This is a genomic window from Microbacterium sp. H1-D42 (genome assembly GCF_022637555.1).
Taxonomy (GTDB): Bacteria; Actinomycetota; Actinomycetes; order Actinomycetales; family Microbacteriaceae; genus Microbacterium.
Window position 1 is genome coordinate 572,525 of the sequence record NZ_CP093342.1, and the last position, 12,545, is coordinate 585,069.

Annotated in this window: 12 protein-coding genes; 4 read left to right on the top strand and 8 right to left on the bottom strand. The window is 67.8% G+C overall.

Features of this window, described 5'->3' with window-relative positions:
• Positions 1-16 precede the first annotated feature (16 nt).
• Together MNR00_RS02620 and MNR00_RS02625 are read right to left on the bottom strand one after the other, a co-directional pair.
• Positions 17-1,405 (bottom strand): aspartate aminotransferase family protein, encoded by a 1,389-nt coding sequence (locus MNR00_RS02620; RefSeq protein WP_241927625.1) that lies wholly within the window; start codon positions 1,403-1,405, stop codon positions 17-19.
• Between the two features lie 26 nt (positions 1,406-1,431).
• Positions 1,432-2,916, bottom strand: coding sequence for a CoA-acylating methylmalonate-semialdehyde dehydrogenase (locus tag MNR00_RS02625; RefSeq protein WP_241927626.1), 1,485 nt, complete (start codon positions 2,914-2,916; stop codon positions 1,432-1,434).
• A 110-nt stretch (positions 2,917-3,026) separates the two neighbouring features.
• Here MNR00_RS02625 and MNR00_RS02630 point away from each other — a divergent pair, with 110 nt between their 5' ends.
• A complete protein-coding gene (locus tag MNR00_RS02630; protein WP_347271923.1) occupies positions 3,027-4,550 on the top strand; it encodes a PucR family transcriptional regulator ligand-binding domain-containing protein in 1,524 nt (507 codons plus the stop codon).
• A 127-nt stretch (positions 4,551-4,677) separates the two neighbouring features.
• Here MNR00_RS02630 and MNR00_RS02635 read toward each other — a convergent pair whose 3' ends face one another.
• Positions 4,678-4,917, bottom strand: coding sequence for a hypothetical protein (locus tag MNR00_RS02635; protein WP_241927628.1), 240 nt, complete (start codon positions 4,915-4,917; stop codon positions 4,678-4,680).
• 865 nt (positions 4,918-5,782) lie between these two features.
• Here MNR00_RS02635 and MNR00_RS02640 point away from each other — a divergent pair.
• Together MNR00_RS02640 and MNR00_RS02645 are read left to right on the top strand one after the other, a co-directional pair.
• The gene (locus tag MNR00_RS02640) at positions 5,783-6,235 is read left to right on the top strand and encodes a matrixin family metalloprotease (RefSeq protein ID WP_241927629.1); all 453 of its coding nucleotides are present in this window, start codon (positions 5,783-5,785) and stop codon (positions 6,233-6,235) included.
• 16 nt (positions 6,236-6,251) lie between these two features.
• On the top strand, positions 6,252-6,812 hold the full coding sequence (locus MNR00_RS02645) for a hypothetical protein (RefSeq protein WP_241927630.1): 561 nt from the start codon (positions 6,252-6,254) through the stop codon (positions 6,810-6,812).
• 86 nt (positions 6,813-6,898) lie between these two features.
• On the opposite strand, the gene MNR00_RS02650 is transcribed toward MNR00_RS02645, so the two are convergent.
• Genes MNR00_RS02650 through MNR00_RS02660 form a run of 3 tightly spaced genes read right to left on the bottom strand, consistent with a single transcriptional unit; the run spans position 6,899 to position 9,172 of the window.
• Positions 6,899-7,261, bottom strand: coding sequence for a cupin domain-containing protein (locus MNR00_RS02650; protein ID WP_241927631.1), 363 nt, complete (start codon positions 7,259-7,261; stop codon positions 6,899-6,901).
• The gene (locus tag MNR00_RS02655) at positions 7,258-8,655 is read right to left on the bottom strand and encodes an FAD-dependent oxidoreductase (RefSeq protein ID WP_241927632.1); all 1,398 of its coding nucleotides are present in this window, start codon (positions 8,653-8,655) and stop codon (positions 7,258-7,260) included. The genes MNR00_RS02650 and MNR00_RS02655 overlap by 4 nt, the downstream gene beginning before the upstream one ends.
• Before the next feature lie 49 nt (positions 8,656-8,704).
• Positions 8,705-9,172, bottom strand: a complete 468-nt coding sequence (locus tag MNR00_RS02660) for an Lrp/AsnC family transcriptional regulator (protein ID WP_241927633.1) — start codon at positions 9,170-9,172, stop codon at positions 8,705-8,707.
• A gap of 101 nt (positions 9,173-9,273) precedes the next feature.
• Between MNR00_RS02660 and MNR00_RS02665 the strand changes: the two genes are divergently transcribed.
• Positions 9,274-10,707 (top strand): gamma-aminobutyraldehyde dehydrogenase, encoded by a 1,434-nt coding sequence (locus MNR00_RS02665; protein WP_241927634.1) that lies wholly within the window; start codon positions 9,274-9,276, stop codon positions 10,705-10,707.
• A gap of 193 nt (positions 10,708-10,900) precedes the next feature.
• On the opposite strand, the gene MNR00_RS02670 is transcribed toward MNR00_RS02665, so the two are convergent.
• On the bottom strand, positions 10,901-11,440 hold the full coding sequence (locus MNR00_RS02670; RefSeq protein ID WP_241927635.1) for a GNAT family N-acetyltransferase: 540 nt from the start codon (positions 11,438-11,440) through the stop codon (positions 10,901-10,903).
• A gap of 85 nt (positions 11,441-11,525) precedes the next feature.
• Positions 11,526-12,503 (bottom strand): UDP-glucose 4-epimerase GalE, encoded by a 978-nt coding sequence (gene galE / locus MNR00_RS02675; protein WP_241927636.1) that lies wholly within the window; start codon positions 12,501-12,503, stop codon positions 11,526-11,528.
• Positions 12,504-12,545 lie beyond the last annotated feature (42 nt).

A 12,545-nucleotide genomic window follows, 5' to 3' on the forward strand; every position in this document is an offset into this window, starting at 1 on the left:
GGTCAGCGGCTTCGGCTCAGGCAGTCGTGTATTCGTCCGCCACGGTCAGCGCCTCGTCGAGCACCGTCAGACCGCGCACCAGGTCGTCCTCGCTGATGATCAGCGGAGGCGCGACGTGCATGCGGTTGAAGTGCGTGAACGGCCAGACGCCGCCCTTCTTCGCGGCAGCGGTGAACGCGCCCATCGGCGCAGCATCCGCCCCAGACGCGTTGAACGGCACCAGCGGCTCGCGCGTCTCGCGATCGCGCACCAGCTCCACGGCCCAGAACAGGCCCTGCCCGCGGACCTCGCCGACGCTGGGGTGCTTCTCAGTCCACGCGCGCAGCGTCGGCTCGACGACGCGCGAGGAGAGGTCGCGCACGCGCTCGAGAATTCCGTCGCGACGGAACACCTCGAACGTCGCCACGCCGGCAGCGCAGGCCAGCGGATGCCCGGAGTAGGTGAGCCCACCCGGGAACGCGACCTTGTCGAAGCGCTCGGCGATGGCATCCGAGATCACGACGCCGCCGAGCGGAACGTACCCCGAGTTCACGCCCTTCGCGAAGGTGATCAGGTCGGGCTTCGCATCGAAGGCGTCGATGCCGAACCATTCGCCGAGCCGGCCGAAGCCGACCATGACCTCGTCGGCGATGTACACGATGCCGTGCTTGTCGCACAGGTCGCGCACGCCCTGCAGATATCCGGGCGGCGGCACGAGCACGCCGTTGGTGCCGACGATCGTCTCGATGATGATCGCCGCGATCGTGGCGGGGCCCTCCAGCAGGATGGTCTGCTCGAGGTGCTCGAGGGCGCGCTGCGACTCCTGCTCGATGGTTTCGGAGTGGAATGCCGAGCGGTACAGATACGGGCCGAAGAACCGCACCGCTCCCGCGTCGCTGACCTCGGTCGCCCAGCGCCGCGGGTCGCCGGTGAGCGAGATCGCGGTGGCAGTCGAACCGTGGTAGCTGCGGTACATCGAGAGCACCTTGCGGCGGCCGGTCACCTGGCGGGCCATGCGCACGGCGTACTCGTTGGCGTCGGCGCCGCCGTTGGTGAAGAACACCTTGTTCAGCCCGTCGGGTGCGACCTCGGCGATCAGACGGGCGAGCTCGCCGCGCACGTCGTTCGCGATGGCCGGCTGGATCGTCGCGAGACGGCCTGCCTGATGCTGGATGGCCGCGACGAGATCCGGATGCTGGTGACCGAGGTTCAGGTTGACCAGCTGGCTCGAGAAGTCGAGGTAGTCCTTGCCCTCGTAGTCCCAGAACGTCGCGCCCTCGCCGGCGGCGACGGGCAGCGGGTCGATGAGACCCTGTGCGCTCCAGGAGTGGAACACGTGGTTGCGGTCGTCCGCACGCACCTGCGCTTCAGCATCCGGCGCCGGAAGCGCGTGCTGCGCGCCGTGACGGTCGGTGAACTGTGCCATGTCGATTCCTTTCCGAGTTTCGGGGCTCAGTGGTTGCTCGGGAAGCCGAGGTCGATCTGGGCGGGGGTGTGGTCGGGCCAGCGGGTGGTGACGACCTTGGAGCGCGTGTAGAAGTTGATCGACTCGGGGCCGTAGATGTGCGAGTCGCCGAACAGCGAGTCCTTCCAGCCGCCGAACGAGAAGGCGCCGACGGGCACGGGGATCGGCACGTTCACGCCGACCATGCCGACCTCGATGTCGTACTCGTACTGGCGGGCGGTGCCGCCGTCGCGGGTGAAGATCGCGGTGCCGTTGCCGAAGTGGTTGGCGTTGATCAGCTCGACGGCCTCGGTGTAGCTCTCGACTCTGACCACGGTCAGAACCGGGCCGAAGATCTCGTCCTGGTAGACCTTCATGTCGGTCGTGACGTTGTCGAGCAGCGTGACGCCGGTGAAGAACCCGTCGCCCTCGAACGTCTTCTGCGTGCCGTCGACGATGACCGTCGCACCCTCGGCAGCGGCGCCGGCGACGTAGGAGTTGACCTTGTCGCGGTGCTCGCGGGTGATCAGCGGTCCCATCTCGCTCGACGGGTCGGTGCCGGCGCCGATGCGCAGGTCGCCGATGCGCGAGCGGATGCCCTCGACGAGGTCATCGGCGATGTCGCCGACAGCGACCAGCACCGAGACGGCCATGCAGCGCTCGCCGGCCGAACCGTATGCGGCCGAGATCGCAGCCGCTGCGGCGCCCTCGAGGTCGGCGTCAGGCATGACGACCATGTGGTTCTTCGCCCCGCCGAGTGCCTGCACGCGCTTGCCGTTCGCCGATGCGCGGGAGTAGATCGACTTCGCGATCGGGGTGGAGCCGACGAAGCTGACCGCGCCGATGTCCTTCGAGTCGAGCAGGGTGTCGACGGCGACCTTGTCGCCGTTGACGACGTTGAGCACGCCGTCGGGCAGGCCCGCATCCTGGAACGCCTTGGCCAGCCAGATCGCGGCCGACGGGTCCTTCTCGCTGGGCTTGAGCACGACGGTGTTGCCGCACGCGATGGCCGAGGCGACCATCCAGAGCGGAACCATCACGGGGAAGTTGAACGGGGTGATGCATGCGACCACGCCGACCGGCTGCTTGACGGAGTGCACGTCGACGCCGCGCGAGACCTGCTCTGCCCGCTCGCCCTTGAGGTGGTGCAGCAGGCCCGCGGCGAACTCGACGTTCTCGATGCCGCGCGAGACCTCGCCGGCAGCATCCGAGAGCACCTTGCCGTGCTCGCTGGTGACGATCGCGGCGAGCTCATCCGTGCGCTCGGCGAGGATCTGGCGCAGCCGGAAGAACACGTCAGCGCGCTTGATGAGGGTGGACTGGCGCCAGTCGGCCGCGGCGGCCTTCGCGGTGGCGATGGCCTGCTCGACCTCGGCGGCGGAGGCGGCGGCGACCTGACGGTGCGCCTCACCCGTTGCGGGGTTGTAGACCGGCAGGGTGCGGGTGGTCTCGCCGGCGTCTGCGCCGCCGATGAAGTGACGAATGATGGTCACGGGATTGCTCCTCATCGAGTTCTGGTGGGGTGCCGCACACAATGACCGGGCGGCTTGATTCCAATGCTGACAGAGGCGAGGATGGGTTGGTGCCCGCAGATCGTCAGGACTTGAGCGCGATCCATACAGATCGTCCGGATGCTGTCGCGCTGCCTTCGGTGCGCGACGTGCTGCAGGTCGAGGCGGTCCGCCGCGGCGGTCCTGAGGTGCTCGTCGGCGGGGACGCACTCGACGTCCCGGTGCGCTGGGCCCATGTCTCGGACAGTGATCAGGTGGCCGACCTGCTCGAGGGCGGTGAGCTGCTGCTGACGACCGCCGCGGGGTGGTCGGGATCGGATGCCGCCCTGCGCGCCATGGCGAACAGCCTGGCCGATGCCGGAGTGGCCGGGATCGTCGTCGAGCTGGGCAACCGTTTCGCCGTCGCCCCGCCGGCACTGGTCGCCGCGTGCCGCGCGCGCGGGCTCGCGTTGATCGCGCTCGAGCGCGTGGTGAAGTTCGTCTCGGTCACCGAGGCCGTCCATCGGCAGATCATCGCTGGGCAGTTGGAGGCGCTGCAGGAGCGCCAACGGCTGCACGAGCTGTTCACCGAGCTCAGCCTGCGCGGGGCGCCGGCCGACACGGTGGTACGTGAGACCGCTCGGGTGCTCGGGGCGCCGGTGGTGCTCGAGACGCCGGGCCGCGAGGTGGTCACCGCCGATGCGCGCGATGCCGTGGCATCCGATGTTCTGAACGGCTGGGCCGCGCGATCGCGAGCCGACGCCGAACTGCTCGCCGTGCCGGTGCAGGCGCGCGGCGTGCGCTGGGGCACGCTTGTCGCGCTGCCGGGAGCGGCGCATCCGGCCGGGGTGATGACCGTGCTCGAGACCGCAGCGACCACTTTGGCACTGGCGCGGCTCGCGGACGGTCCGGCGGCGTGGGCCGCGCTGCCGGCGCGTGAGATCGTCGAGGCGATCGCCGGCGGGCGGCACACCGGCGTCGACGACGTGTCGGCTCGGATCGAGGCTGCGGGGCTGCCATTGCGTGGCCGGATGCTGAGTGTGCTGGTCGCCGAGCGGGTAGAGGCCGCGGCGGTGGCCGCGGTTGTCGGCTCGCTGACATCGTCGGATGCTGACGTCAGGGCGCTCGGGGCCGTCTTCGACGGCGACGGCGTGATCGTCGTGTCGTCGGCTCGGGAGCTCACGCCGGACGAATTGTCACGGGCCGCCGAAGGGCTGCCGGCCGGGCTCGCGATCGGGGCGCCGGCGTCGTCGGTGGCGGAGCTGCTGGCATCCATGCGCCCCGCGCGACTGCTGGCGGCGCGACTCGGTGCCGGCGAGGTGCGCCGCGTCGATGACCGTCCGCTGACCCGGCTGGTCACCGAGCTCGGCGACGACCACCGGCTGCAGGAGCACAGTGAGCGGATGCTGGCACCGCTGATCCGCTACGACGAGCAGTACGGCGGTGACCTGGTGCGGGTGCTGCGCGCGGTGGTCGCGCATCCCGGCAATCGCACGGCAGCCGCCGGGGCTTCGCACCTGTCGCGGTCGGTGTTCTACCAGCGGCTCGCGCTGATCGCAGATCTGCTGGACGCCGACCTCGACGACGGCGAGACCCTCGCCGCCCTGCACCTGGCGCTGCTGGCCCTGGCGGGGTGACGCCGGGTCTGAACCGAGGTCGACCCGCCCCAGCGGCGCCATGCAATCGCCTTGAGACCAAGCGCGGTGAGAGTCGTCAACGGGACGGCCCGAGGGTGGCCGATGAGGGCTTCTCCGCGGATACGGATTAGCCCCGGATGATGTCGACGACGTGCTCTTCGTTGATCTCGGGGAACACCACCACGGCCTTGTCGGGGATCACCTCGCCGACGTGCTCAGCTGAGAACGAGTGCGTGGTCGGCGCCATGTCCGCGGTGCACGGGCCCGCCGCATCGACCTCGAACACGATGACGAGAAGCGAGCCATCGTTCTCGATCGCTGTCGCCGTCGCCGGGCAGCTACCGCTGCCATACGTGACGACCTTCACTGAACCGTCATTGAACGCGAACACCGTCGGGGGTCAGTGTCGAATTCCGGGACCTCCACACCTTCGGGGATCCCGGCTTCGCGCGAGTCTGCCACTCCTGCCGAGGAGCACGATGCGAGCAGGGTCGTCATCCCGATCATCGTGCACGCCAGGGCGATGCGCATCTTCCGCACCGTGCTCGTCATATTCAGGACGTCGTGTAGATCAGGTTGTGCGTGGACTGCGCTGACGTCCAGCGGCATTCGCGGGCACGGTGGTGGACGCGAGTACCGGCGCGAAGATGAGGGCGAGTGCCCGTCTGAAATACGGCAGCTTCATCTGGACTCCTTCATCGGGCGGGACCACATCGTCCTGCTGTGCGACTTACCCTGACCGATACCCCGATGGAAAGCAAGGAGAGCTCCTACACCGGCGCCGGGGCTCGGCTTCCGCGCGACCCGGCGGCCCTCCCCCGCATGAACGCCGCCAGCAGCAGCCTGCCATTGCTGCGGGCCGCTGGCGGCGCGGCTCGGCACCGGCGAGGTGCGGCGCGTCGACGACCGTCCGCTGACCCGGCTGGTCACCGAGCTCGGCGACGATCACCGTCTGCAGGAGCATAGTGAGCGGATGCTCGCGCCCCTGATCCGCTACGACGACCAGAACGGCGGCGACCTGGCAAGCGAATGTCCTCTATTGACACCGGTCTCCATTGCGGCCAGTATCTATGCCCAACAGAGGGGCGTTCGGTCCTGGCCCAGTGCAAAATGAAGTGGATTGGTGATCTGAGATGGAGATATCGACACGCAGGCGCGGGCAATCTCGAGGCATCGCCCTCATCGCAACAGCATTGTTGTTTCTCACAGTCATTTTGTTCCCAGCGCCAGCAATGGCGTACGTGAAGACCGGCTGCTACTGGCCGAACAATCCAGTGACGTGGAATCGAGCGGTTACCGGGAACTACGCCACGGCGGCGAATGCGGCGGCCGCTTCCTGGAGCTCGTCAACCGACGTGAACATGACCATGTCCTACTCCTCCAACCTCAAGGCATCTTCCAAGAATAAGGGAGCAGATGGATATGACGGCTACGCAGTGTGGAACTGCCCGATCCTGAACGTCACCATCTCGGCCGAGTGGTGGTTCAACACTCATTACACAACTGGCATGGCCGTCAACAAGCTGAGGGCTATTGCTGTACATGAGTTCGGGCACACGCTCGGACTGAACCACGTGACCAGCAATAAACAGATGATGTACAAGTGCCCGGCGTGCGTGTACAACACCAACGGCTTCTACACCCCGCAGGACGACGACAAAAAGGGCATGAACGCGATTTACTAGCGGTAAGGAGAACATCATGAATACGAGGCTGATTCGGCGCTTGGTGCCTGCTCTTGTTGGAACAGTGCTGGCCTCCGCGCTGATCGGCTGCGCGCCATCAGAGAAGAGTCTGGAGGGCGCCAGGCATGAGATCTACTCGTCAAACGAAGCCGTCATCGAGTCGAGTAACGCGATGGTCACCGGCACAGTAGTGTCACAGTCCGAGACGCAGCTTGATGGCGATATGGCTCCGACCACGTTCTCGGAAGTGAAGGTCGAGACAAGCTACGCGCCAAAGGGGCTCGCAGCGAAGCTGACTGATTCCTCTGTTACGCAGATCAGGACCGGAGTGACCGTCACTGTGATGCAGCTTGGTGGCAAGGGGTGGGAGACGCCCTATCAACTTCTCAAAGAAGGTGAAACGTACCTTCTGATGCTCAGCGACAGCATGCTCGCCGAGCGTCCCGGCTTTTACACGACCGGTGGTCCGGCGGGCATATTCAGTCAGACTGACGTTGGATTCGCGCCGACCTCGACCGATGGCGACGCGCTGACCCCCTACAGTGTCTCTCAACTGCAGGCCATCCCTGCGCGCTGACGCAGGCCCGCGGCGTCGAGCGCATTCTCGGGTCCAGCCCCTATCAGCTGCTACCCGGAGTGCGTAGTCGGGGCGGGCTGTCGTTGTCAGGCCTCGACCAGGTACACCTTCCGGAGCGTCTCGGTGACGGTCCACGTAGTGCGCATGCCCTGTGTCAGGCGCACCACCGAACCAGGGCTCACCTCGATCGACGGCAGCGCGGGCATGGTGAAGTCGATGCGGGCGCGGCCGGACAGCACGATGAAGACCTCATCGGCTTCGGTGTCTGTCGCGACTCCCGGGCTCATCTCCCAGACGCCCAGCTCGACGCCCGCGAACGTTCCCAGCTCGTGCACGCCGGCGGTCGGGGTGCCATCGATGACGTCATTGGCGGGGAGCAGCTCGTGCACGACGGTCAGCTCGCCAGCATCCGACACCGCGCCAGCGGCCTCCAACGGCAACCCGCTCATGAGTCGAAACCCATCCCGATCGCATCGAGGGTCTTCAGCAGCAGGTTGCGTTTGCCCTCGTTGTGGTCGGCGCGGTCCATCGAACGGCGCACCAGGTTCACGCCGATCGCGGCGGCGGGCTCGGGCGGGAACGGGATCGGGCGCGTGCGCACCATCTCGAGCTCGGTGCGCTCGGTCTTCAGCCCCTCGAGCTTGTCGAGCATGACGTCGGCGGCGAAACGGGTCGCGCCCACCCCAAGGCCGGTGAACCCGGTGGCGTACGCGACGCGTCCGCCGCGGGCGACGCCGTAGAACGCGCAGAAGCGGCTGCACGAGTCGATCGCGCCGGCCCACTGGTGCGTGAACTTCAGACCCTCGAGCTGCGGGAACGTCGTGAAGAAGTGCGAGGCGAGCTTGCGCCACGACTCCGGCCGGTTCTCGCATTCGGCGCGCACCTTGCCGCCGAAGTGGTAGACCGCGTCGTACCCGCCGAACAGGATGCGATTGTCGGCGGTCATCCGGTAGTAGTGGAACTGGTTCGCGGTGTCGGCGAGGCCCTGGCGGTTCTTCCAGCCGATCGCGTCGACCTGCTCGTCGGTGAGCGGCTCGGTCATCAGCACGTAGTCGTACACCGGAACGGTCATCAGCTTGTTGCGCACCAGCAGCGACGGGAAGACGTTGGTCGCCAGTGCCACGTGCTCGGCGACCACGGTGCCGCCGCCGTCGATGGTGATCGTCTGCGCGCCCTTGCCGGTGATCCCGGTCACGCGGCTCTGCTCGTGGATCTCCACGCCCAGTTCGGTGGCCACGCGCGCGAGCTCGATGGCGAGCTTGGCGGGGTGCACCATCGCGCAGCCCTCACGGTCCCAGCTGCCGGCGAGGAAGGTCGGCGAGTGCACCTCGGCACGCACGGCGTCCTGATCCAGGAAGTCGTCGCCCTCGAGCCACTCGATCTGGTGCGGCTCCGTGGCGATGCCCATCTGGCCGGTGCGCTCCCAGTCGACGTCCATGCCGTAGCGCTGCACGGTCTCCTCGATGCCGTCGAGGTTCTCCAGCCCCAGTCGCTCGAGATGCTCCATCTCGTCGGGCCAGCGGCTCATGCCGTTCTCGTAGCCGTGCGTGAGGCTCGCCTCGCAGAAGCCGCCGTTGCGGCCGGAAGCTGCCCAGCCCACACGCGCCGCCTCGAGCAGCACGACCTTGCGCTCGGGGTTGCGCTCCTTGGCGCGCACGGCTGTCCACAGTCCCGCGTAGCCACCGCCGACGACGACGAGGTCGGTGTGGATGCTGCCGCGAAGCGGCGGGTAGGCCGGACGCTCGACGTCCTCCAGCCAGAAGGTCTCGTGCTTGGTGTCGCGCAGGGCGTCATCGATCAGCGCGTCGGCAGGGGGGAACCGCTCGAAGACGGTGGTGCCCATGTTCTTCACTCCAGTAGTAGGTGAGGGTGGTTGCGTGGTGCGTCCCGGGTCAGCGGGTGCCCCAGTTGTAGAAGTCCTTGTGCAGGCCCGCGTAGAGGAAGCTCTCGGTGTGCGTGACGCCGGGAATGGTGCGCACGCGCGTCGAGAGCAGTTCGAGCAGGTCCTCATCGGTCTCGCAGATCGCCTCGGCGAGCACGTCGAACGACCCGAGCGTCACGACGACGTACGCGAACTCGTCGATCGCCTTGATCGCCTCGGCCAGCTCGCGCGGGTCGCCGCTGGTGCGGATGCCGATCATCGCCATCCGGGCGAAGCCGAGCTGACGCGGGTCGGTCACCGCGACGATCTGCACGATCCCTGAGTCCGTCAGGCGCTGCACGCGCTGCCGGACTGCGGCTTCGCTGAGTCCGACCGCGCGGCCGATGTCGGCATAGGGGCGCCGGCCGTCCTGCTGCAGCAGCTCGATGATCTGTTTCGAGACGTCGTCAAGGACGGGGGCTTTCGACTTGTCGCTCACGTGTCGATCTTGACACTCCAAACGATGGAATGCAACTGATTCCGCAGAATTACTGACGGAATACTTCCGATTCCGTAGGAAAGCCGGCTAAAGTGGGGTTCATGGCCACGAAGACGTTGCAGAACCACATCGCGGGTGCGTACCGCGAAGCCCACGCCACCGAGCGGCTCGACCTGATCGACCCCGCCACCGAGGGCGTATATGCCAGCATCCCGCTGTCCGATCAGACCGACATCGATGCCGCCTACGCGGCGGCAGCGGCGGCGTTCCCGACGTGGTGCGACGCGACGCCGGGCGAGCGTCAGCTCGCACTGTTCCGAATCGCGGATGCCATGGCCGCGCGCGCCGAAGAGTTCGCCGACCTCGAGTCGCAGGACACCGGCAAGCCGCGCGCGAGCCTCGTCGACGACGAGATCATGCAGTCGGTCGACCAGTTGCGCTTCTTCGCCGGTGCCGCTCGCAGCCTGGAGGGACGTGCGGCGGGGGAGTACCTCGCGGGGCACACCTCTTATGTGCGCCGAGAGCCGATCGGCGTGATCGGGCAGGTCACACCATGGAACTATCCGCTGAACATGGCGGTCTGGAAGATCGCCCCCGCGCTCGCCGCGGGCAACACCGTGGTGCTCAAACCTGCCGAGTCGACCCCGCTGTCGACGCTGCTGCTCGCCGAGATCGTCGCCGAGCACACCCCCGCCGGCACCCTGAACGTCGTGCTCGGCGCCCGCGACACCGGCGCCGCGCTCGTCGCACACCCCGTGCCGCAGATGGTCGCGATCACCGGTTCCGTGCGGGCCGGCATGGCAGTGGCCGAGTCGGCAGCATCCGATCTCAAGCGTGTGCACCTCGAGCTCGGCGGCAAGGCGCCGGCGGTCGTCTTCGACGACGCCGAGATCGAGAAGGCAGCGGATGCCATCGTCGCAGCAGCCTTCTTCAATGCCGGCCAGGACTGCACCGCCGCCACCCGCGTGATCGTGCACGAATCGGTGCACGATGAGCTGGTGCGCGCACTCGTGGCTCGGACGCAGGCGCATGCCCGCACCGGCGGGCCGCACGAGGAGGGCGTCTTCTTCGGTCCGCTCTCGAGCGCGGCGCAGCTCGCGCAGGTGCAGGGCTTCATCGACCGGCTGCCAGCGCACGCGAAGGTCGAGACCGGCGGGCGTCGTCAGGGTGACACCGGCTACTTCTTCGAGGCGACCATCGTGTCGGGCATGCGCCAGGACGACGAGGCCGTGCAGAACGAGATCTTCGGCCCGGTGCTGACCGTGCAGTCGTTCAGTGACGACGACGAGGCGCTGGGCTTCGCGAACGGCGTGCGCTACGCGCTGGCGGCATCGGTCTTCACGCGCGACCACAGCCGCGCGATGCGCTTCACGCGCGACCTCGACTTCGGCTGCGTGTGGGTGAACACGCACATCCCGTTCGTGTCAGACATGCCGCACGGTGGATTCAAGCATTCCGGCTACGGCAAGGACCTCTCGCAGTACGGCTTCGACGACTACACGCGCATCAAGCACGTGATGACCGCCTGGGACTGACTGCTGGCGACGGCCGCGGCCGAACACCTCTCATCGCTCCGGTCGCAATTTCTCCCGCTTGGACTCGCGTCGAGCGGGAGAAATCGCGACCTGAATAGCGCGATCAGACGCCAGGCGGGAGAAATCGCGACCTGAGCAGGACGCGGGGGACGCGGGGCGCGGGGCGCGGGGACGCGTCAGGCGAGGGGGCGCGTCAGACGAGGCGTTTCACGTGGCGGTGCTCGTGCAGCACGAGGCCGGGGCGGCGGTCGATCTTCGTGCCGCCGTCGGCGCGCCAGTCGTGGCGCTCGTAGAAGCCCGCGGCCCGATCGTTGCCCTCCAGCACCCAGAGGTACGCGACCTCGTGACCCTCGGCGCGCAGCGCCGCTTCGACCGCGGTGAGCAGAGCGTGCCCGACTCCGGTCGCCCAGGTATCAGGGTGCGCGTAGATGCCCCACAGCTCGCCGGTTCCAGGGGCATCGTCATCGCGGGCGGAGCCGAATCCCGCCCAGCCGACGACGTGTCCGTCGCGTTCGACCACCAGGGTGCGCGAACTGCGCTCCGGATCCTCCATGAACCGCGCCCAGTTCGCCTCGCGCTCGGGGATGGAGAGGCCGTCGAGCACGTCCTGCGGCATCAGTCCGCGGTACGCCTCCTGCCATCCGCGCACATGCACGACGGCGAGATCATGGGCATCGGCGACGGTGGCATTGCGCACCAGCATCCGATTCGCAGGCATCCGATCGTTCGTCATCGCACCATCCTCGTGCATCTCCGGTCGCACGTTCGGTCAGTGTGACGGCGTTCGCACTCGCAGGCCCGCGACCGGAACGTGGGACTCAGCCGGCGTTGCGGCGCGCGGCCCAGCCCGAGCGCACCATCTCGTCGACCGTGTGGCGCATCTGCCAGTCCAGGTCGCGTGCGGCCAGCTCGCCGGTGGCGACGATCCGGTCGGGATCGCCCGGCCGGCGCGGACCCACCGCCGGGACGAAGTCGATGCCAGTGACGCGCACCATGGCATCCATGATCTGCTTCACGCTCAGCCCGTCACCCGAGCCGAGGTTGTAGGCGGGCTCGATCGGCTCGCCGCCGGCGAGGCGCTTCGCGGCCGCGACGTGCGCGAGCGCGATGTCACCGACGTGCACGTAGTCGCGCACGTTGGTGCCATCGGGGGTGTCGTAGTCGTCGCCGAAGATGGCCGGGGTGCGGCCCTCGATCAGCGCCTCGAACACGATCGGGAAGAGGTTGTGCGGGCTGACATCGAACACGGTCGGGTCTGCGGATCCGACGACGTTGAAATAGCGCAGTGAGGTGTGCCGCAGCGGAGCGTCGGATGCTGCCGTCGCCACACCCTGATCGCGCAGCAGCCACTCGCCGATGAGCTTGGACTCGCCGTACGGGCTCGCCGGCTTCTTGGCGGTGTCCTCGGTGACCAGTGCCACGTCCGGCGTGCCGAAGACCGCAGCGCTGGACGAGAACACGATGTTGGTGACGCCTGCGGCCGCCATCGCCTCAAGGATCACACGCGTGCCCTCGACGTTCTGCTCGTAGGTGTGCAGCGGCCGGTCGACCGAGACGCCGGCGTATTTGAACCCGGCGACATGGATGACGCCCTCGACGGAGTGGGTGCGCAGCGTGCTCTCGACGACGTCGCGGTCGAGGATGCTGCCCTCGACGAGCGCGACGTCCTCTGGCACGAACGACGGGCGCCCGCTGGAGAGATCATCGAGCACGACCGGGGTGAGTCCCGCCGCCGCCAGTGCGCGCACCACGTGCGCTCCGATGTAGCCGGCTCCGCCGGTGACAAGCCACGACATGGTGCTCCTCTCGCCGCGCAGGTGCGCGGTGTCCATTGTGTC

Excerpts from the sequence above, each read along its gene's own strand:
- MNR00_RS02620 (WP_241927625.1), bottom strand. The coding sequence starts at position 1,405 with ATGGCACAGTTCACCGACCGTCACGGCGCGCAGCACGCGCTTCCGGCG.
- MNR00_RS02640 (WP_241927629.1), top strand. The coding sequence starts at position 5,783 with ATGGCGTACGTGAAGACCGGCTGCTACTGGCCGAACAATCCAGTGACG.
- MNR00_RS02645 (WP_241927630.1), top strand. The coding sequence starts at position 6,252 with ATGAATACGAGGCTGATTCGGCGCTTGGTGCCTGCTCTTGTTGGAACA.
- MNR00_RS02650 (WP_241927631.1), bottom strand. The coding sequence starts at position 7,261 with ATGAGCGGGTTGCCGTTGGAGGCCGCTGGCGCGGTGTCGGATGCTGGC.
- MNR00_RS02655 (WP_241927632.1), bottom strand. The coding sequence starts at position 8,655 with ATGGGCACCACCGTCTTCGAGCGGTTCCCCCCTGCCGACGCGCTGATC.
- MNR00_RS02665 (WP_241927634.1), top strand. The coding sequence starts at position 9,274 with ATGGCCACGAAGACGTTGCAGAACCACATCGCGGGTGCGTACCGCGAA.
- MNR00_RS02670 (WP_241927635.1), bottom strand. The coding sequence starts at position 11,440 with ATGACGAACGATCGGATGCCTGCGAATCGGATGCTGGTGCGCAATGCC.
- galE (WP_241927636.1), bottom strand. The coding sequence starts at position 12,503 with ATGTCGTGGCTTGTCACCGGCGGAGCCGGCTACATCGGAGCGCACGTG.